Origin of the sequence: Acinetobacter sp. ANC 4470, from assembly GCF_002135335.1 — a bacterium.
Classification (GTDB): domain Bacteria; phylum Pseudomonadota; class Gammaproteobacteria; order Pseudomonadales; family Moraxellaceae; genus Acinetobacter.
Window position 1 is genome coordinate 353,747 of sequence record NZ_NEGC01000001.1, and the last position, 21,329, is coordinate 375,075.

General features: G+C 38.4%; 17 protein-coding genes and 8 tRNA genes. 5 read left to right on the top strand and 20 right to left on the bottom strand.

All coding sequences use genetic code 11. The features are described from left to right. The 11 genes from B9T25_RS01610 to B9T25_RS01660 form a co-directional block, all read right to left on the bottom strand. Window positions 1-462, bottom strand: coding sequence for a DUF2750 domain-containing protein (locus B9T25_RS01610; protein WP_086186747.1), 462 nt, complete (start codon window positions 460-462; stop codon window positions 1-3). A 74-nt stretch (window positions 463-536) separates the two neighbouring features. Continuing rightward, window positions 537-612, bottom strand: a tRNA-Val gene (locus B9T25_RS01615). 100 nt (window positions 613-712) lie between these two features. Beyond that, a tRNA-Asp gene (locus tag B9T25_RS01620) sits at window positions 713-789 on the bottom strand. A 37-nt stretch (window positions 790-826) separates the two neighbouring features. After that, window positions 827-902 (bottom strand) — tRNA-Val (locus tag B9T25_RS01625). Between the two features lie 30 nt (window positions 903-932). After that, a tRNA-Asp gene (locus tag B9T25_RS01630) sits at window positions 933-1,009 on the bottom strand. Between the two features lie 13 nt (window positions 1,010-1,022). Continuing rightward, window positions 1,023-1,098: transfer RNA gene (locus B9T25_RS01635), tRNA-Val, on the bottom strand. 21 nt (window positions 1,099-1,119) lie between these two features. Beyond that, window positions 1,120-1,196: transfer RNA gene (locus B9T25_RS01640), tRNA-Asp, on the bottom strand. Window positions 1,197-1,246: 50 nt separating this feature from the next. After that, window positions 1,247-1,323 (bottom strand) — tRNA-Asp (locus tag B9T25_RS01645). A 24-nt stretch (window positions 1,324-1,347) separates the two neighbouring features. Beyond that, window positions 1,348-1,423: transfer RNA gene (locus tag B9T25_RS01650), tRNA-Val, on the bottom strand. Window positions 1,424-1,709: 286 nt separating this feature from the next. Then, window positions 1,710-2,240, bottom strand: a complete 531-nt coding sequence (elsL, locus tag B9T25_RS01655) for a cell wall-recycling L,D-carboxypeptidase ElsL (RefSeq protein WP_086186748.1) — start codon at window positions 2,238-2,240, stop codon at window positions 1,710-1,712. 8 nt (window positions 2,241-2,248) lie between these two features. After that, window positions 2,249-2,647 carry a YbaN family protein gene (locus B9T25_RS01660; protein WP_086186749.1) on the bottom strand — a complete coding sequence of 133 codons (399 nt, stop codon included), beginning with the start codon at window positions 2,645-2,647 and terminating at the stop codon, window positions 2,249-2,251. Window positions 2,648-2,742: 95 nt separating this feature from the next. On the opposite strand from B9T25_RS01660, the gene B9T25_RS01665 reads away from it, so the two are divergent. The 3 genes from B9T25_RS01665 (at window position 2,743) to dapE (ending at window position 5,204) form a co-directional block, all read left to right on the top strand. Continuing rightward, the gene (locus B9T25_RS01665) at window positions 2,743-3,612 is read left to right on the top strand and encodes a DUF1853 family protein (protein ID WP_086186750.1); all 870 of its coding nucleotides are present in this window, start codon (window positions 2,743-2,745) and stop codon (window positions 3,610-3,612) included. Between the two features lie 191 nt (window positions 3,613-3,803). Further along, window positions 3,804-3,947 (top strand): entericidin A/B family lipoprotein, encoded by a 144-nt coding sequence (locus B9T25_RS01670; protein ID WP_086165505.1) that lies wholly within the window; start codon window positions 3,804-3,806, stop codon window positions 3,945-3,947. A 120-nt stretch (window positions 3,948-4,067) separates the two neighbouring features. Next, complete coding sequence (gene dapE, locus B9T25_RS01675; RefSeq protein ID WP_086186751.1) at window positions 4,068-5,204, top strand: succinyl-diaminopimelate desuccinylase; 1,137 nt, start codon at window positions 4,068-4,070, stop codon at window positions 5,202-5,204. 71 nt (window positions 5,205-5,275) lie between these two features. On the opposite strand, the gene B9T25_RS01680 is transcribed toward dapE, so the two are convergent. From B9T25_RS01680 to pilG, 6 genes are all read right to left on the bottom strand, one after another. Further along, window positions 5,276-5,734 carry a hypothetical protein gene (locus B9T25_RS01680; protein WP_086186752.1) on the bottom strand — a complete coding sequence of 153 codons (459 nt, stop codon included), beginning with the start codon at window positions 5,732-5,734 and terminating at the stop codon, window positions 5,276-5,278. Further along, window positions 5,731-10,116, bottom strand: coding sequence for an Hpt domain-containing protein (locus B9T25_RS01685; RefSeq protein ID WP_086186753.1), 4,386 nt, complete (start codon window positions 10,114-10,116; stop codon window positions 5,731-5,733). Before B9T25_RS01685 ends, B9T25_RS01680 begins: the two co-directional genes overlap by 4 nt. A gap of 173 nt (window positions 10,117-10,289) precedes the next feature. After that, on the bottom strand, window positions 10,290-12,362 hold the full coding sequence (locus B9T25_RS01690; RefSeq protein WP_086186754.1) for a methyl-accepting chemotaxis protein: 2,073 nt from the start codon (window positions 12,360-12,362) through the stop codon (window positions 10,290-10,292). Between the two features lie 45 nt (window positions 12,363-12,407). After that, the gene (locus tag B9T25_RS01695; protein ID WP_004648140.1) at window positions 12,408-12,944 is read right to left on the bottom strand and encodes a chemotaxis protein CheW; all 537 of its coding nucleotides are present in this window, start codon (window positions 12,942-12,944) and stop codon (window positions 12,408-12,410) included. A 6-nt stretch (window positions 12,945-12,950) separates the two neighbouring features. Further along, window positions 12,951-13,319: a response regulator gene (locus B9T25_RS01700; RefSeq protein ID WP_086186755.1), complete on the bottom strand. Its 369-nt coding sequence runs from the start codon at window positions 13,317-13,319 to the stop codon at window positions 12,951-12,953. Window positions 13,320-13,342: 23 nt separating this feature from the next. Beyond that, window positions 13,343-13,726 carry a twitching motility response regulator PilG gene (gene pilG, locus B9T25_RS01705; RefSeq protein WP_086186756.1) on the bottom strand — a complete coding sequence of 128 codons (384 nt, stop codon included), beginning with the start codon at window positions 13,724-13,726 and terminating at the stop codon, window positions 13,343-13,345. A gap of 327 nt (window positions 13,727-14,053) precedes the next feature. On the opposite strand from pilG, the gene B9T25_RS01710 reads away from it, so the two are divergent. Then, a complete protein-coding gene (locus tag B9T25_RS01710; RefSeq protein WP_086187022.1) occupies window positions 14,054-14,647 on the top strand; it encodes a hypothetical protein in 594 nt (197 codons plus the stop codon). A 577-nt stretch (window positions 14,648-15,224) separates the two neighbouring features. Next, entirely contained in the window at window positions 15,225-16,940 is a 1,716-nt protein-coding gene (locus tag B9T25_RS01715) for a proline--tRNA ligase (protein ID WP_086186757.1), read from the top strand. A 73-nt stretch (window positions 16,941-17,013) separates the two neighbouring features. Here B9T25_RS01715 and B9T25_RS01720 read toward each other — a convergent pair whose 3' ends face one another. The 3 genes from B9T25_RS01720 to B9T25_RS01730 are packed head-to-tail and all read right to left on the bottom strand — an operon-like array spanning window position 17,014 to window position 21,321. Then, window positions 17,014-18,306 (bottom strand): hypothetical protein, encoded by a 1,293-nt coding sequence (locus tag B9T25_RS01720; protein ID WP_086186758.1) that lies wholly within the window; start codon window positions 18,304-18,306, stop codon window positions 17,014-17,016. A gap of 24 nt (window positions 18,307-18,330) precedes the next feature. Beyond that, entirely contained in the window at window positions 18,331-20,613 is a 2,283-nt protein-coding gene (locus tag B9T25_RS01725) for a DUF6160 family protein (RefSeq protein ID WP_086186759.1), read from the bottom strand. Window positions 20,614-20,643: 30 nt separating this feature from the next. Next, entirely contained in the window at window positions 20,644-21,321 is a 678-nt protein-coding gene (locus tag B9T25_RS01730; protein ID WP_086186760.1) for a hypothetical protein, read from the bottom strand. Window positions 21,322-21,329: the final 8 nt, after the last annotated feature.

Genomic DNA, 21,329 nt, shown 5'->3' on the forward strand with positions numbered 1-21,329 from the left:
TTAATTTAAACGGATATTGCGCGGTAAAGGAAGTTTCGTGTCTTTAAATAATTCTGGTTTTTGCACATAAATTTGATAAAGATATTTTTTTAGGTCTAAGAGTAATTTTTCAGGTGCAACCAATACGTTTTGCCCTTCTGGAGTTAAATCCATCGATATACAGGTTTTTTCTTGACGTAAAAAAGGAATCACTTTCTCAACAAAATCTTTGAGTGAAATTTCCTGAATTTGATAATTTTGCCAGTTATCTTTGATCAGTAACTTGGCTAAGCTTTTATGCTGCCACACTGCAAAAGCACGCTGACCTGTTGGAGTTGCACATAAAGCCCATCCATCGTCAAATAAAGCACTCAAAGAGCCTTGAGCAACGATCGTTTCAATGAATTGTTTATAAATATCTTGAGCATTATAGCCCTTATTTTGATTTTTCGACGCAGCTTTGCGTTGATATTGATTTCTCATAGTTTTTCAATATTCAAAATTACTATAGACTTGAGATTCTATGGAAAAAACAGAATTTGAGCAAGAAGAATATATGGTGGGCGCTGACGGGATCGAACCGCCGACATTCTGCTTGTAAGGCAGACGCTCTACCAACTGAGCTAAGCACCCTGAAGAAAAAATCCAAGAATTGAACTTTTGATGCAAGACCAACGCTATGCTTAGTCTATGCTAATGTCACACATTTTTCAAAATTAAGATCTTTGAAAAATGGCGCAGCGGACGGGACTCGAACCCGCGACCCTCGGCGTGACAGGCCGATATTCTAACCAACTGAACTACCGCTGCATTGTAAACTTATCACTAAGTTTTATATCCGAAGATATGGTGGGCGCTGACGGGATCGAACCGCCGACATTCTGCTTGTAAGGCAGACGCTCTACCAACTGAGCTAAGCGCCCTTAAAGGGTCTAACATTTTCGATTTTAAGATGGCGCAGCGGACGGGACTCGAACCCGCGACCCTCGGCGTGACAGGCCGATATTCTAACCAACTGAACTACCGCTGCATCACAAAAAATCTGGTGGGCGCTGACGGGATCGAACCGCCGACATTCTGCTTGTAAGGCAGACGCTCTACCAACTGAGCTAAGCGCCCTTAAAAGGTCTATCATGTAAATGGCGCAGCGGACGGGACTCGAACCCGCGACCCTCGGCGTGACAGGCCGATATTCTAACCAACTGAACTACCGCTGCACTTACATAATATCGCTATTAAAGTACAAACAATTTATTAAGAACTAAAGTGGCGCAGCGGACGGGACTCGAACCCGCGACCCTCGGCGTGACAGGCCGATATTCTAACCAACTGAACTACCGCTGCACTTAAGTACCTAACGTAAAGACTTGGTGGGCGCTGACGGGATCGAACCGCCGACATTCTGCTTGTAAGGCAGACGCTCTACCAACTGAGCTAAGCGCCCTTTACGACTTCATCGTTTGTGTCGTGCATTATAGAGAATCTATACCGCCTGTCAAACGCTTTTCTGCCTGTTTTGAGTTTTTTATGTTTGAGTGATTAAAAAATAGATGATTCGCTATAAAAACAAACAATTTCTGCAACTTATTTAGGGTTTTACTAAAAAACCCCAGATCTATCGTACAGTTTTTATTCAAAAATATTTATGCTTTTGAATAAACTGTAAATCATCTTATTCTTAATCAACATTCATAGAACATTTTTTGTTTTTAATCGCGACAGGTATTGTTTTATCTATTGGTACTTATTTCCAAGTCCGCTAAATTTAATTTATGCTCTGAAATAAAAACCAAAGCATCTTCAGCAATCAGATCAAATAATTCAATCACATCCTGATTACGCATACGAATACAGCCATGCGACATAGGAATGCCCATCGGTTCAGTATCTGGCGTACCATGTATATAAATATAGCGTTTAAAGGTGTCACATCCCTCACCTTGATTAAAATTATCTTCTAAGCCACTTAACCAAAGAATACGAGATAAAATCCAATCTCGTTCAGGAAATTGTGCTTCTAGGGCTTCATCATAAACCTCACCCGTTTCTTGTCTGGCAATAAATACTGCATTTTGAGGCGCTGTTTGACCAAATTTCAGTGCAATCTTGTGCCAACCTCTGGGTGTCTTCCCTGTATTTTCTTGCTCACCGATGCCATTTTTACCTGAAGAAATGAGATAAAATTTATTATGCTTGGGTAAAGTTAAAGTTTGCTCAACCAAATCAATCCAGATATCTGCGTGTGCTAAAGAATATGACATTATGTGTATTACTCAGGCTCTTTAATCTGTGGTTCTTTGATCTGTATAGTCGAAGGTTCAGGACGTAGCCACAGCCAAATTGCTACGCTTAACATAATCAAATCTGTAAACACTTTGACCAAAACAGGCGCATTGGTCAATAACATCAACATAGCGCTGATCAACATCATGATACTGGCAAACCATTTCGCTTTGCGCGGCACAGTCCCGCTTTCACGCCATGCTCTTAAGGTTTGACCATACTTAGGATGATTGAGCAACCATTCATCCATTTGTGGCCAACCTTTTGAAGCTGACCAAGCTGCTAAAATAAGAAATACTGTTGTTGGCATACCCGGTAAAAGCGCTCCGATAAAGCCTAGAATGACAAAAATCACCACTAAACTCCGCCAAAACAACATTTTCATAGCACTGCCTTATACAACCAATTGCGGTAGTATAAAGTGTTTTATCTTTGATCCGTTGTAATTCTGCACTTTTTAATTTAGCGCTAGGTGTTTCTATGTTTGCTTTAAATCAAGCTTCTGATCTTCATGAACCTTGGCTACAATTTAAAAATCTATTGGTTAGACAGTTGGCATTTTGCGTATGCAGTCCAAATACTTTAAGTTCCATTCCTCCTGAACTGGAGCTAAAGCATGCCTTTGAATTGCATAACACTGAAACATGGACAACGCATTTTCAATATTATCACGCCAGACTACTTTATTTAGATCAACATCCTCAAGCGTTAGAAGTCTTTTTACAACAGCTAAAAAGTACCCGTTTAGGTCTACGTTTTGAAATGTTTATCTGGTTTTGGTTGCTCGATCACAGCTACCACCCCTATGAATTGCTGGGTCATAGTATTCAAAAAATTGCGGGTTCTAAAACCTTAGGTGAGCTCGACTTTCTATTACGAAATACAGAAACCAATAAAATTGAACACTGGGAAGTGGCTTTAAAATATTATTTAGCTGAACGAGATTTTTCTTTAGCCTATTGGTACGGCTTAAACCGTAGTGACACATTGCTGCGAAAGTTAAATCACTTTAGCCAAAAACAATTTCAATTTAAAGATGCACTTGAATATCAAATTGAACAACGCTTTGTGGTATTAAAAGGTCAACTTTATCTTCCTATTGAGCATTCACAAGATCCGATTCCAACTTGGGTTAATTCACAACGTCGCTTAGGCTGTTGGGGAAATATGATTCCTGCTCAAGACCCAACATTTTATCGCCTACAACGTCAAGAATGGATTTGCCCGCAAGCTGATTTGAGTAGTGAAACTGCACATTGGTGGATCAATGGTTTATATCAACAACAAAATCAACCCAATGTCTATATGTTTAGAAATGCACCGCTACTTTCTCAATGTTTTAAGAGATAACGTGATGAGAGATGAGTTTGGCTGTGTCGAGATTGAAAAAATGAATTGCGTTATCGCAATGACTGTAAAATACCAACGAATCCGAATGCATAACAATTAATTACTTTTCTACCATCAAAAACTCATACTTTTTACACTGAGCATTAATTAACCTAAAACCACATCAAAATAATGATTCATACTTGGAGATAATGATGAAAAAAATTCTAGCTGCGTCCCTCATTATGGCTTTTGTTTTAACGGGTTGTAATACGTTTAAAGGTTTTGGTAAAGATGTTTCAAAAGCTGGCGATGCAGTCACTAATACTGCTGAGAAAACGCAAGACAAAATGTAATGTGATCAATTTCAAAGAACCTTATCTCCAGATAAGGTTCTTTTATATTTAAAACGCCCCTTACCTTATCAACATGATTCCCCTATTATATTCGGCACATTTTCGATTGATTTAACCGGTATGAACCACTCAGAAACTTTAGAGCTTAGTTTACAGTTATTACGTCAACCTTCTGTAACGCCAGTCGATCATAGTTGCCAAAATATTATGGCGGATCGTTTAGAAAAGATTGGTTTCAATATTGAATCAATGCGGTTTGAAGATGTCGATAATTTATGGGCACGTAAAGGAACTGAGGCTCCAGTTTTATGTTTTGCAGGACATACCGATGTTGTTCCAACGGGCAGCTTAGATGATTGGAATTCTGATCCATTTGTACCAGAAATTCGTGATGGTAAGCTTTACGGTCGTGGTAGTGCAGATATGAAAACTGCACTTGCAGCTATGGTGGTTGCATCGGAACGTTTCGTCGCAAAACATCCAAATCATAAAGGCTCTATTGCCTTTCTGATCACTTCTGATGAAGAAGGCCCCTCAATTAACGGTACAGTGAAAGTGGTTGAAGCCTTAGAAGCACGTAATGAGAAAATGACGTGGTGTCTGGTCGGTGAACCATCAAGTACCAATCAATTGGGTGACATTGTTAAAAATGGTCGTCGTGGTTCGCTCAATGCCAAGCTTACAGTTAAAGGCAAACAGGGGCATGTTGCCTATCCTCACCTTGCCATTAACCCCATTCATACTGCCTCTAAAGCCTTAGCTGAACTATGCGATACCGTTTGGGATAATGGCAATGAATATTTCCCTGCAACGTCTTTTCAAATTTCGAATATTCAATCTGGTACAGGTGCAACCAATGTTGTACCAGGAACCATGCATACGCTGTTTAACTTCCGCTATTCCACTGAAGCGACCGCAGAAGAACTTAAAGCACGTACTTTAGAAATTCTTGATCGTCACAATGTAAATTATGATATTGAATGGACATTATCTGGCTTACCATTCCTCACTCCAGTCGGTGAACTGGTCAAAGCTGCCCAACATGCCATTCGTAATGTCACTGGAATTGAAACAGAACTTTCAACCAGTGGCGGTACTTCAGATGGTCGCTTTATTGCCCCTACAGGTGCACAAGTGCTTGAACTTGGTGTTTTAAATGCCAGCATTCATCAAATTGATGAACATGTAAATGTCGCTGACTTAGAACCACTTGCTGAAATTTATGAACAAATATTAGAAGGTTTATTGGCGAACTAAAATTCCCAAAAATAAAAAGGAACTGTAAACAGTTCCTTTTTTGTGTCTCGTATTTGCAATACGCAATAAAATTAAACGCCTAAAGATGACTGAATTTGGGCTAGATTGGGTATATGAAAAATTTGATCAGCCATACGCACATATTGAAATACAGCTGGATCATTTAAAGCATATTCTTCATCAATAACTTCAGAAATACGCAAACGAATGGTTTTTGGCATCTCATTACACATCAATGCAAAACGCTGACTCACATCATCGCCTTCAATAACCAAAGCGACCCCAGTTTTATGTTCAGGATTATTTACAGCATAGACAGGCAACTTGAGCTCATGCCATTCCACAAATGGAACGTCGGTAGCGCTATCGAGTGCTGACAAGACAATGTTTTGTGGTAATAACATTGACTTTTTACCATGACATTCAATAATATAAGAGTCAATAAAACCAGTCGATACAGTAATAAGATGATGTAACTCTTGTTGTGTCATTTTCTCAACAGCAGAGTTTGAAACACTATTTTGGCTCATTTAATTGCCCCATGATCGGCTGCTAACAAATTTTCAACATTGCTGAGCAATTCTGCTTCTTGGAATGGTTTACCCATATAGTCTGTTACCCCAAGACTGAAGGCACGCTCACGATGCTTTTCACCTGTTCTTGACGTAATCATAATAATTGGTAAATTTTGATGCACTTCGTGATGGCGAACCAAATTCGTGACTTCAAAACCATCCATACGCGGCATTTCAATATCGAGCAACATTAAATCAGGTTTCACATTTTCAAGTTGTTCAATCGCATCCACACCATCCTTAGCAGTCACGACATCATAACCTTGACGCTCAAGTAAACGTGATGTCACCTTACGAACTGTCACCGAATCATCGACAATCATAATTAAGCGACGTGCATTATTGTGTCGTGGCGAATCTCGTTGATCAGAGATATCCTTAATGCGTTGTGTGGCTTGAATTTGTCGAGCAATGTTTTGACCTTCTAAAATCAAACAAACTTGACCATCACCTAAAATTGTTGCTCCAGCAACAACACCAACACTTGAGAACTGTTGACCAATTGGTTTCACGACAATTTGTGCACGCGAACCAATCAATTGATCGACCAACAATGCAATGGTTTGATCATTATTACCCTTAATAAGCAATACAGGTAAAGAATGTGCAATATTGCTTAAACGTGGTAAGGGCTGGTTTGAAACAAACTCAGATAAATAACGCAGTTTATAACTGGTATTATCAATTTTAAAGAAGTCATCTTTACTGTTGAAATACTCTTCCAATGCCGATGGTGCAATTCGCACAATACGTTCAATTTGAGCAAGTGAAATTGCAAATTGTTGATCGCCTGCTTTCACCATCAAGGCATCACTCACAGATACCGTGGTTGGTACACGAATGGTAAACGTTGTCCCCTGACCAATATTGGAGTCAACAGAAACATGTCCCCCTAACGCTTTAATTTCACTTTGGACCACATCCAAACCAACACCACGACCAGAAATTTGGGTCACTTCTTTGGCAGTACTAAATCCAGGATGGAAAATAAATTGCAGAATTTCTTGTTTATCGAGGAATTGATCCGCTTTAATTAAACCCAAGTTAAGCGCTTTTTCTTGGATTTTAGACTCATCAATACCCTTACCATCATCACTAAACGATACCAGTACATCTGTACCTTGACGGCTAATATTCAGTTCAATATGACCGACTTCTGATTTCTTAGCATGCAGACGCTGTTCAATATCCTCAATACCATGGTCAATCGCATTACGCAGCATATGCTCAAATGGTGTGACCAAACGCTCAAGAATAGTACGGTCCAACTCACCTTCAGTATTATTCACAATCAATTCGGTCGGACGGTTTAAGGTCGATGAGGTCTGACGAACAATACGTTGTAAACGAGGCAATAGACGATCAAATGGTACCAGTCGGGTACGCATCAAGCTTTCTTGAATTTCCGCTTGAATACGTGATTGCTGCAACAGCAAGCCTTCTGTATCACGAATTTTTTCTGCCAAGGTCGTTTTAAAATCGACCAAGTCAGATGCAGATTCCGCCAAAGATTTCGATAACTGATTTAAAGATGAATATTGATCCATCTCTAATGGGTCAAAATCAGCATAACGTGAATTTTCTGAACCATGTTTAGCAATAATTTGTGATTCTAACTCACCCTCCATTCGACGTAATTGATCAGCTAAACGCTTCATCGCCAATTCCATCTCATTTAAGGTATTACCAAGTTGCCCCAAGTCCATTTCAATACGCGAACGGTTAATCGCATTTTCACCAGACAAATCGATCATTTTCTCCACCAAATCGGCAGAAATACGGATCATTTCATTACTATTGTCTTGTTGAGAGCTTAAGTCCCACTCCCCCAACATTGCTGGTGGTTCAGTACCATCACCTTGAATAAATTCAAAGATTTTAGGGGTAGATAAGCTATTCGCTTGAGTCACGCGATTTGGTAACTGAGCGGTGACATTCACCAACTCAATGGACTCCAAACTTAATCTTAAACTGTCGAAATTACTATAATCACGCTCAAAGATGGCTTGTTTCAACCATGAGAAGGTCGTTTGTAATAATAAATCGTAAGCATTCGAGTTAAAATGATGGACTGCAAACTGCTCGAACGTGGTTTCTAATTGATACGAAATTGCTGCGACAGGTTCATTTTCAACCATACGCGCACCACCTTTAAGGCTGTGGGCTGCACGTTGTAATTGAAGAAGTAAGCTACGATCGCTTCGTTGCTCAAACCATTTTGTTAAGAACTCATCTGTAGACGCTAGAATTTCTTCAGCTTCTTCCAAGAAAGTTTCTGCGGCAATTAAGCGAATACTTTCTTCTGGGTCTTCAAAATGCGCTACATTTGATACAACAGAGTCTTGCTCTGTCTCAATTTCTACCACAGCTGTTTCAACTGGCGCTGCTAATGTATCAACTTCAGCCGCATCCATTTCTATAATAGGTACGCCTGTAGACTTACCTTGTGCTATCTCTTGAATATTACGCAAAATTTCAATCGATTCACGACCAGCATAGTCAATATGATTGTCACGAATAATTTGAATTCGATCAGCAATATCATCTTGTACCAAACGAACTATACTAATGAGTTGTGGTGTTACCTCAATTTGTTGACGAATCACACGCTCATAAATTGACTCTAACTCATGTGAAATCAAACCAATATGCGTCGCTTGAATCATATTTGCACCACCTTTTAAGGTATGCAAATAACGCATTAAATTATTCAATGAAGCTGTGTTGGTTTGATCCTTCGCCCAAGTATTCAAATCTTGGTCAATCCCCACCAACAACTCTTCTGCTTCTTCTAAGAAGATATCCAGCAAATCAGTATCAAAATCATGATTCGCATCGGCTGCATGCATTTGAGCACGATCAGAACGGATTCTTTGTGAAATCTGCGCAAGATCGACAGCTGCTGACTCCGTACTGCTTGCTACAGATAATGTGTCAACCTCAGATTCATTCTCATCAAACTGTTCAACTTCTTGCTGAACGAAAGCAGAAAGGTCACTCAATACTTTCTGAACGTCCGCAGATAAAATGACGCGCTCTCCAGCAGCTAACGTGTCAAATAAATGGATGAATTCTTGATGAGCTTGTGCAAATAACTCATATGCATAATCAATATTTAAAAGTTCTGGCTTTAATGCCAATGTTTCATAACTTAACTTTAATTCATGGATAAATTGATGAATTCCAATCGCAGCACGATTATCGGTGTGATCTAATAATTGTTTTGCTTGTTCAGTTAAAGCCTGTATATATTCTGGGTATTCAACTTTTGCACGCTTCTCAAACTCGAACTCAGCATCCAATAACAAATCAATATTCAATGCGATAAGCTTAGAAACTAAGCCTTGAGGATTAACACCTTCATCTAATTCAGTTGAAGCAAAACCGTAATTATTCCATGCACTATTAAATGTGTCATAAATGGCATCTAGTTTTTGCGTTTGACCCTGTCTTAAGATATGTAAATAATCACGGACAAACTCGACATACTGAATTAACAATGCCGTTTGATTCGATGTAGAAACAATATCGTCTTGCAATAGGGTTTTAAATAAATTTTCTACTTTGGTGCTGGCTTCAAAAATCTGCTCAATTTGAGCCATTGATGAACTACCACGTAAGGTATGCAAGGCACGAATAAGCCCATTATAATCTTGAGTATGTGCTTCTTCATTTTTCAAGAACCGATCTATCGTTACCAAATGCTCTTCAGCTTCCTCAATAAAGATAGCAACCGTTTCTTCTATATAATTATTATCTTCTACTTGACTATCTTCTGCTTCAGAATCAACTACACTTGATTCTTGATCTTTAAATTCTAAACCGGTAATACCATCTTCTGCCGTCAAACGTGTAGAAAGCTCTAGTAACTCTTCTAATGCAGGCTCCAGACTTAATTTTTGTTGTATCTGCTGACCCAATAAAACCAAAGGTCGCAAATCGATATCAGCAAGCTGAACGGTCTTAAAAATAGGGTATAACTTATATTGATAAATCTTAAATACTGTTTGAGCAAAGTATTGAACTTTGTCATCTAAAGGAATTGCACCTGAAATAGCTCGATTTAAAGTGTCTTCAACAATCCAAGCCAACTCACCTGCAGATTTTGCTCCAACCATTCTCCCAGACCCTTTTAAAGTATGGAAATGACGGCGAATTGTGCTCAACGTTTCTTGATCACGTGGATTTTCAAACCATGTGGTAAATAAAGTACTTAATTCAACGAAGATCTCTTCTATTTCTTCAACAAAAATTTCTAAAATTTCTGCATCTTGATCAAGATAACTATCTTCAGGGAGCGTAGTCGTTTCAACTAAATTTTTTAATATTTCTTTCATAGCTTAGGCTTCTTACGTTTATCTGCCACCAATGAGGGCGCTCAAACTTAATTATCACCATCACACGAGACCTAACTCTGAAGCTAAGTTTATCTCGTCGATGTTTTATCTGTGATTTATTGATGTGCCTTACTCGAAAGTAAGGCACATTACCCCATAGCTTTAGCTTTACCTTAGTCCGGTAATTTAAAGTCAGTTACAGATTCACGTAATGATTCGGCCATATTTGCCAATTCAGATACTGAACGTGCTGTATCGAATGTTGCTGTTGTCGTTTGTGATGTAATTTCTTGTACAACATTCATCGTGGTTGCAATATGACCTGCAGAAGCAGACTGTAGTTTTGCAGCATCAGAAATGTTAGCAATCAATTTCGCCAAGTTACCAGATACGTTTTGAATTTCATCCAACGCTACGCCCGCATCTTTAGATAAGTTCGCACCACGAACAACCTCAGATGTAGTTTGTTCCATTGAAATTACAGCTTCGTTTGTATCTGTTTGAATGGTTTTTACCAGACCTTCAATCTGCTTGGTTGCTGATGCTGAACGTTCAGCTAGACGCTGTACCTCATCCGCTACCACCGCAAAACCACGTCCTGCTTCACCTGCCATAGACGCTTGAATTGCAGCGTTTAATGCCAAGATATTGGTTTGATCGGCAATATCGTTAATTAAGGCAACAATGTTACCAATTTCTTGAGAAGATTCACCCAAACGTTTAATACGTTTTGAGGTTTCTTGAATCTGTTCACGAATCGTATCCATACCTTCAATTGAACGGTTTACGACATCAGCACCGTTGGCAGCAATTTTTACCGAACGTTCTGCAACCACCGCAGACTCTGTTGCATTTGAAGATACTTGGTCAATAGATATTGCCATTTCATTAATTGCAGCAGATGCACCCGCAATTTCTTGCGCTTGGTGTTCAGATGCTTCAGCTAACTGGTTAGTAATGCCCTGCGTATTTGCAGTATATTGTGCAACTTCTTGAGAAGTATCGGTAATACGTGAAACGAGGTCACGTAATTGGTCAATCGCGAAGTTAATCGAATCGGCAATCGCACCCGTAAAATCTTCAGATACTGTTGCATATGAACGAAGGTCACCATCTGCTAAGTCAGCAATCTCATCGAGTAAACGTAAAATCGCATTCTGGTTACGGTCATACTCTTCTTGTAAACGTGCTACGCGCTGTTTATCAGATTCACCACGCAAACCAAGTAATTTGAATACACAGAATAAGAAACCGCCTAAACATAAAAGTAAAAACAGACCAGGAATTGCAATCGTTAAACTTGAACCAACCGATAATTTATACAAGTCTGCTAACAATTCATCTGATTGTGCAAAAATTGCAGAAGAGGCTTGGCGTACTTTAACAATCTGTGCTGAGTTTTTAAGAATAGTTGCAGACGCTGATTTCAATACATCATCATATTCAGCCTTAATACCTGTTAATGATTCAAGTAAAACTGGATCAGTAATACGCTCTACACCTAATTCAGCACTACCATTGAGCTGCGCATCAAGGTACGAACCAAATGTTTCAGTATCGGCACTAAAGTCATCTGCTGATTCACGAGAGTTATCACTACCTGTCAGTACCGAACTGATAGAACGAAGAATACGTTCCGCAATAAATACCTGATTTTTCGCAATAACCACCTGATTACTTGGCATGTTTTGACGTGCCATTTGGTCAACCATCAGGTTATATTCAGCCTGAATACCAGGAATCGTTTCCCCAATCGCAATATTCGTATCATAAAGTTGATTAATCATTTTCTGTTGCGCAGCAATTAAATCAATCTCTTCTGATACTTTTTTCCATTGCGTCTCTACATCAGCCAGTGGCTGAGTACGAGCATGAATATCTTTTACAATTACCAGATTCTTAGCAAATGATTCTTGAGATTTTTTTAATTTATCAATCGATTCTTTCGTACCTGATGCTGTTGCTTCAGTCGCTTGACGTGAAATCGTTTGTGATAACAAACGTAAATCACCAACACTACGCGTTAACTCATTATTGCGCGGCACACTATAGAATAAATACAATAATAGGAATATTGCTAAGACAAGAGAAAAAGCTGCACCCAAAATTAATGGTTTGGACTTTTCACTGTCTCCAAATACACGTGATAATTGATCTGTCTGTGATTGAATCTTAGCGAAAAAAGTATTACCAATCTTACGATTGCTGCCTTCACCTGTATTTTTCTTTTTAAGTTTAAAGCCCATCCAGCTTCTCCCCGACTTTCGCCATCATTCTTCAGCGCGCGACTATTAATTTATAAATTTTATAGATGCATTCATGTATTTTGGATTTTGCAATAAACGACTAAATAAGAAAACATGCCAGTGTTGATTATGTTGATAAAAATATCCCTGACAATACTCTTTTAAATTGCTGTCTAACTCACTATTTTTAGAAAAAAAACTTTTCTTATTAAAGTGCTGAATCCCTAAAACTTGATCTACAACTAAACCGACATAATGGTCATTATGACTAATACACAATACTTTCTGAGTAGGTGAAAACTGACTTCTATGCCCAGAAATATATTGAGCTAAATCAGCTACTGAAAGTAAACGCCCCCGAATATTAGCCAACCCCATCACCCATGATTGAGTATTTGGAACTGGCGTATATTTAGGTGGATAAATCACCTCAGTTACTTCACCTAAAGGGGCAACGAAATATTGCCCCATCATCTCAAAAGCAATACCTGACCATCGGTTTACTTCATTTTCAGTTGTAACGTAGTTTTTGTTACCACGTTTAGCAAGCCGAAGTAATTCGATAAATCCGTTAGCTGCCATAGAGCTTTATCCTGCATTGAGGTGGCTTTTAATCACATCAATTAATTGTTGTTCATCTACAGGCTTGGTTAAATAATCACTTGCCCCTTGACGTTTCCCCCAAACTCGGTCTGTTGCTTGATCCTTGGTACTAACAATCACAATTGGAATGTGTTTTGTCGTGTCTCCACGTGCAATTTGACGCGTTGCTTGAAAACCATTTACCCCTGGCATCACCACATCCATTAACACAAGATCTGGCAACTCTGCTTGTGCCATTGTGACACCATCAGCGCCATTTGCCGCTTCAATAACCTCAAACCCATGTTTGGTTAGAATTTCTTTAAAACGGAATGTTTCTGTTGGTGAATCATCAACTATAAGGATACGTGACATGCTTGTCCCCAAAAAAAATTAACTTATGCTGTTACGTGTGTTCGAATTGCGTTTAATAATTCATCTTTACTAAAGGGTTTGGTTAAATATTCATCCGACCCCACAACACGACCTTTTGCTTGATCAAATAAGCCATCTTTACTTGACAGCATAATGACCGGAATATTTTGATAATTTTGAGAATTTTTGATTAATGCGCAAGTTTGATAACCATCTAAACGAGGCATCATAATATCTACAAAGACAATATCAGGATTTGCTTCTGCAATTTTTGCTAAAGCTTCAAAACCATCTACCGCAGTTACGACTTCAAAACCTTCACGTTGCAATAATGTTTCTGCTGTACGACGAATGGTTTTTGAATCATCAATCACCATAACTTTTAGATTTTGGAATTTATCGTCCATTTAGTGACCCTTCCCATTTTTAGAATGTACCAACAATTTGAGTAGAAAGTTCTATTACAAGTTATAGACATTTTTAACATATCTTTACTTGCATTTTCAACGACCATTTTCCAAACAAAGACTCATTTTTTTGCTTTTACCACAACAGCTTCACACTTTCTATCGACCAACGACTTTTTTTTGACTCAGAATAGTTTTTTATTCTCAATTTTGAGTCTAATATAGCATTTTATTACTTCAAAATAAGTAATTTAGTTAACATACATATTGGGGGATACAGTGCAAAGTCAGTTTAAACAAAAACTCGCTTTCATTGCGCAAAAAACAATGACTAGAAAATTCATTTTTCTATTTTTAATGATTTTTCAATCTACATCTATGTATGCTCAAGCTCCACTTAAAGCAACATGGTATCGTTACTATGATAGTAAAGGCATAGCCAATATCAGTACAAATGTAACACCCAACCACATTCGCCATGGTTATGAAGCCTTAGATCAAAACATGCAATTGATTCAGCGTAATCGTGCGTACAATAGTGAAGCCGATGTAAAAAAAGCGCCGTTACGTGCCGCACAAGCACAACAAAAATCAGCAGACTTAAAACTTAAAAAAGCCTATACCAACAGTCAAGTTGCCATCAAAAAGCGAAATGACGCATTGCTGCATATTAAAAAACAACTAACCTTTCAACAAGATCAGTTAAAACAGCTGCAAAGTGATCGAATCTACTTTAAACGCCAGCAAATGGAACATTTACGCAAAGCTGAAAACATTCCTGTTACTTTAAAAAACAGCTTAGATTACAACCAAAAAAACATTGAAGAAAAAAAGAAAAATATTAATTCATTACAAGCGAACTATCTCAACACTCAAACAGAATACGACAACATTATCGCTCGTTTAAAAACACTTGATTAAATTTACGCCCATAATGTTTAAGCTTATTATTTTTAGCACCTTTTCGTTCGACTGCAATTACCGACTTAATCCTACTCACCCCCTACGTGATACATTAAGCTTTTTAGTTCCATCATCAACACGATGAAAGGCGTTAGCCCTCGCTCAGTATGGATATGCTGATTGATGATGCGATTGTGGTGCGTGAAAACATCACCCGATATACCACTATGAATAAAAATTAAATTACAGCGACACCAAATAAGTCTAAAAATGAACTTGCCGTATTAACCACCACACTGACCATTGTTGCGATGTTTTTCCTATGGCATTTATAAATAGCATTACTGGGTACTTTTTCTATCAATATTTTAGCAAGATTCCCCCCTTATGCTCTTTCTTCCCTTTCACTGACTAAGATATTCCTCACCTTAGTTTATGCTCTCCACTCACTTAGATGCCCTCAAAACTTGTATGATGCCTCAGTTTCACAAAGTGTCTCACCAGTTAATTTGCATGTAAGCGACATTATGAAATGTTTACCTCATTTTTTATCGTATAATCTGGCTTTCATGCTTATATTTCTAGGACAGTTTCCATGCGCGCGAGTCGCTTTTTGTTTGCTACGTTAAGAGAAACCCCAAACGATGCTGAAGTTATTTCACATCAGCTCATGTTACGTGCGGGGATGATTCGTAAATTGGCTTCGGGTTTATACACTTGGTTGCCAATGGGCGTACGTGTGCTAAATAAAGTGGAAGCGATTGTACGTGAAGAAATGAACCGTGCGGGATCTCTTGAAGTCTTCATGCCGGTGACTCAACCGTCAAGCCTTTGGGAAGAATCAGGTCGTTTTGTGCAATATGGCCCAGAACTATTACGTTTCAAAGACCGTCATAACAACGATTTTGTACTGGGTCCTACCCATGAAGAAGTGATTACCGATCTTGCACGTAACGAATTGAAAAGCTACAAACAACTTCCGATCAATTTTTACCAAATTCAAACCAAATTCCGTGATGAAATTCGTCCACGTTTTGGTGTGATGCGCTCACGCGAATTCATCATGAAAGATGCTTATTCATTCCATGTAGACCAAGCATCATTACAAGAAACCTATGACGTGATGTACGATACCTATTGCCGTATTTTCACCCGTTTAGGTTTGAACTTCCGCCCAGTACAAGCTGATACCGGTTCGATTGGCGGTTCTGGTTCACATGAATTCCATGTCTTAGCTTCAAGTGGTGAAGATGATATTGCGTTCTCAACAGACTCTGATTACGCAGCTAACGTCGAAATGGCTGAAGCAGTTCTTGTAGGTACACGTACTACAGCAACGCAAGAATTAAAACTGGTTGATACACCAAATCAAAAAACCATTGCTGATGTTTCTGCATTCCTAAAATCAGATGCCAAAGATTCAGTAAAAGCACTACTGGTTCAAGGCGTTGCTGATGAGCAAGGTCATGTTCCTGTCGTGGCATTGTTCCTTCGCGGCGACCACGAATTAAACGAAATTAAAGCTGAAAAACATGCTGCAATTGCCACACCTTTAACCTTTGCAACAGAAGAGCAAATTGCTGCACTTGGTTTAGTGACTGGCTTCATTGGACCACAAGGTCTCGTTGAAAAAGGCTTAACGGTGATCGTTGACCGTGCAGCATCTGTACTTTCAGACTTCGTTGCAGGTGCAAACCAAGCGGACAAACATGCAACTGGCGTAAACTGGGAGCGTGATGCAACATTCACTGAGGTTTATGACTTACGTAATGTGGTTGAAGGTGATCCATCTCCAGATGGCCAAGGCACACTTCAAATTAAACGTGGTATTGAAGTGGGTCACATTTTCCAATTGGGTCAAAAATATTCTGAAGCACTCAACTGTAAAGTGTTAGGTGAAGATGGTAAACCGCTTGTAGTCACAATGGGTTGCTACGGAATTGGGGTAACACGTGTGGTTGCTTCTTCTATTGAACAAAACTTTGATGACAAAGGCATTATTTGGCCGATAGCGATTGCACCTTTTGAAGTTGCGATTGTGCCGATGAATGCACATAAATCACCGCGTACCGTAGAAGCTGCTGAAGCACTGTATGCAGAATTACAAGCGGCTGGTTATGATGTACTTCTAGATGATCGTAACGAACGTCCAGGGGTTAAATTCTCTGATCTAGAATTGACAGGTATTCCACACCGCATTGTGATTGGTGAGAAAGGCTTGGATGCAGGCACTTTTGAATACAAAGGTCGTACTGATGCTGAGTCTGTAAATATCAGCAAAGAAGAACTTTTAGCTAAAATTGCCAAATAATCCCTCATAATCCTTCAATAAAAAATCCCGCTTAGTGCGGGATTTTTTACATCTATTTTAAGGCGGGACAGACTTAGCAGAATTTCACACCACCATAACAGTTTGGTCGAAAATTTTGCCCTTGCAGGGTCAAATTAGTTAAAGGAAAATCTAATGTCGTCGAATTCATTGGTACATTTCCTACAGCTAGATCTCCACCAAAAACACAACTACCCAAAATTCGCCCACAATCTCGAGGATTATCAGTCAAATCCTTATTAATCCCCGCAATGGTCTGTTTCAACACCTCATTGGTAATTGCAACCTGTGTGGTTGGACTTAAACTGCCTAGCTCAACTTCATCCTCCATTGCCAACCACCAACCCTTATTCGCTCCAACCGCTGCACCTGACCATAAAATACTTTGTGATTGTAATGATAATGATGCAGGGTTATTTAAATACAGCGCATGAATCAATCCTAAACTCTGATTGACGGTAATATCCGTTTTTAATCCTGTAATGTTTCCAGTTACCTTTTTCTCCAATGGTAACAATCCACCTAACACTTTTGCTGTCAAGTCCCCTGCAAAATCAATTTGTCCCACTGTTCCAGTTCCTTTAAGCTTCACATCTGTCATCCGAGATCCAGAAACAATGGTAGACCCAATGGTAAACGGGGCTGCGGTTGAACTGAGTTTTAAACTATAATTATTAGAAGTGTAGTCTAATGTTGTGGGAATACCCAAGATGGTTCCTTTTACCTTCCCCTTAATCTCAAGATTAGTATCTGCATAGGTCATTGTTCTCTCAGCCGTCTGGGCTATACCAGAAGCCGCTTTAGTTTTCATATAACCACTAAAACTATTTAAACCGTTCGGTGTCGCACTGTTTTCAGTACCCAGAGTCATTAAGCCTGAAATTTTTTCCGCGCTGAGCCTAAAGCCTAAAACCTCACGACTTGCAGCAGAAGTTGGATTTTTAATTGCAAATTGAATAAAAGGATTCGTAATTTTTGCTGAAGTTGCAGTCCGCTGATCTGCAGTATAATTTGGATCAGCAGGCAACCCGCTCAATGAAAGATTATCAATATCAAGATCGCATTTTCCCGCACCATTACTCCCCCCACAACCAAGCTGAAGCCTTTTAATATTTGCATTCAGCTCCATTTCGGCATTTAAACCCAACTTATAAAACCCAATATTGGTTTGGTTGTAATTTACACCTAAAGCATCCGTCTGATTGCTACCCTGCAAATATTCCAAATTCAATAAAGCTTGACCATCGACTTTCGATAATTCTTGATCGTCCAAACTCGTCATAGCATGGGTCATTGTAGTCAAACTTAAAGTAGAAGCTGCAATGCTTGCCATTATTGTTTTTTTCATTATATTTCCCTGTATTATAATGAGTTATCTAGGTGTAATCCCAAAAGTACTTCGCATTACCCCTCCTGTAATTGCAAATTCCGCCACTTTTTGCATACTACCTGATGGTGACATCGCCATTTCAGCTCGAAACACACGCCCTACATTTCCCGCATCGATTTGTGCTTTTGTTAATGCTGTAGATGGATGATTGAAATTTATTTTATTATCCAAAACAATCGTATCTTTTTTAACATGAATTGCTGATTCAAGACCAACGTGACCTTGCATTTTATTTAAATTGACACTTGTTGAAGTAACAGAACCATTGCTTTTCACATCATCTGTAACAAAGCTCACATAACTCCCTAATACAGATTGATTATTTTTTTCTGCTGTCGTTAAGGGATTAAATTCAAAATTTGCTTTTAGACTTAAAAAATTAGTATCAGGCGTTGCTGTTGAAGAATTCATACCTGGAATAATAAATAATTCCCCCTTACCATCGAGTTTAAAAGCGATTGAACTTAATACATCATCTTTACGGGCAAAGTTATCTATTGGAACAACTTGACCACACTTACTCGAACCACTTTGACAGTTATATAAAGAACCTGGTAGTTGTCCTATTGCAATTTCTGCTTTGGCTGCAAATAATAAATTATCCGCTTTAATATAAATTCCATCATTTTCAAAACCAATCACACCATCTGATTTTAAATATGAATCGATATTTCTTAGACCCGCATAATAGTTAACTTCTTCATTATGCAAACCTGTAGCTCCATCAACAATAATAATAGAAGTTGTACTTGGTGCATTGGTTTTTTTATCAATACCATATCCTTCTGTCGACATCGCCAAGTTATAACCCAAACCAGATTTTGTCGTATTGTTATAGCTATAATTTTTAGAAAATAATGCTAAATTTGCATTTAAATTAAAGATAGGTAAGCCAATTCCCCATTTACCAGAGGAACTTGTAATTTCCGCAATGGAGTTATCAGAAATAAAACGGGCTTTACGCGCAATCGCTTGAAAATCCATGCCACGAATGGCAATTAAAGCGATATTTTGCCCCTTATCTGCTGGTACCATATCATATTTTAAATCTGTGCTCGTTGCACCTAATACCTTTTTAACATTTTCATTAACAATAAAACTTAAGCTTTTCACTTGCGCTGTATTGATATAAAGATCACCAAAATCAATATATGCATTACGCGTATTCAAGTCTGACACAACGGTCGAATTACGAATGGTTAAAGGCGATAAATTCGAAAATTCAAGCGCATAACTTCCATGCCCTGTATGTCCAATTTCTAGAGTTGTAGGGCTATCACCAACACCTAATAAAGCATTTCCTTCTCGAGTGAAGTCGGCAGAAACCCCCATATGTAGACCACCTGCACCTGCAAACTCATAACCTGTCGCCGTCTTTGTGGTTTCAGTAAGATTTGCTGATGCCCGATCAACAGAATTAAACTCTGCTAGACCAGTCTGATTTGCATTAAAAAAGACCTTTCCATTGGTCACGGCACCTGATGCCCCCATACGAATTAAATTCTTCTGGTTACTTGGATCTGATCCATAACGTAAATCAATATTCACACCAGGATTCTTTGCCCCAGTTCGACTTGAATCAACATCCGTTAAGTCCGTCACTCGAGCTAAATTTACAATATGATCAGTTTGACCATCTTTACTTTTTGTGGTTATCGCTATCCCCTCATTCGAGTCTAGATATAAATAACCATCAGCAGAAAAATTAAAATTAAAATCCTTTAATGTTAGCGATTGCCCATTTAAACCATAACCGATACTGGCATTTTGTAATTGAAAATCTAAATGAGCTATTTCATCACGATTAAACAAACCAGCAGATGTTTGCAGATAAACTCGTAAAGGTGAAATAGTTGAAAGACTTAATGAGCCTAAATTTTGTGAAGCAGTGGTACAGTCAGCAGCCCCACACAGTAACATCAAATTTTCAACCGTTGCCTGAAAGGGTGAAATACTGGCTTGAATTTTTATACCTGCACCACGATCTGTTTTTCCGACATCAAAATCAAGGGTACTTTTAATTGTACTGTTATTTAAGCCTTTAATTTCAACATCATGAAGCCCTAACTTCATACTTCCTGTATTGGTATAATCCACCCAATTGGCTTGATCAACAGTAACCTTAGATACCTCATGAGTAATTGATATACCATCTTGCCCTGTAACAGTACTCAATGAAGAATCATTTAATCGCTCTAAAGCATAACTGTGTTGTGCTAAAAAAATACATACAGTCAGTAGTTTTAATTTTGTTATTTTTTTCATTCTAACATCCTTATTTTTCGAAAATTTTATTTAGCAACGGCTGCTTGTTGTTCCTGCACAGTTATAACTAAAGATTTTCAAATTACCTGACATATGCAAATTCCCATGCACATTTACGCCCATAAATCCTGTTTCAGCACCTTGATCGAAACTAGGCACTGCATTCCCATTATTATATGTGGTATAGGTACTTTTATTTAAATAGCCTTCTTCACCATTACTCTCAACAGCTAAACTCGCAAAACCTAAATTACGTATTTTTAATGGCTTATTATCATAAAATGTCAGGTTCATCGCAGTTTGCGGATTACCGTCTTTATTAATAATGGTAGAACCATCTAAAGAAAGTTTATCAATTTGAATCGTGCCTTGAATCTGTTTAAAAACCAACCATTTTTTATTATCTACCGCTCCTACTTTCTCAATCTGATTATTTGGAGAGAAAGCAAAACGACATAAAACATTGGCTACACAATCATACTGATAATATGCGCCAGTAGTATTTCCTGCATTAATAAGTGCAAGATTAGAAATATCTTTTTTACTCATGTCATTTGCATATTGATGATTTAAAGACAATGTCCAGCTTAAATCCGCACCACCCTGTCCAGTCACATCTAATAATTCTGTATTATCGAGACTGACCAATTCTGCATGAACCGTACAAGTAAGTAATAAAGCAACAGAAATAGCTATTTTATTTAACATTTCAATTT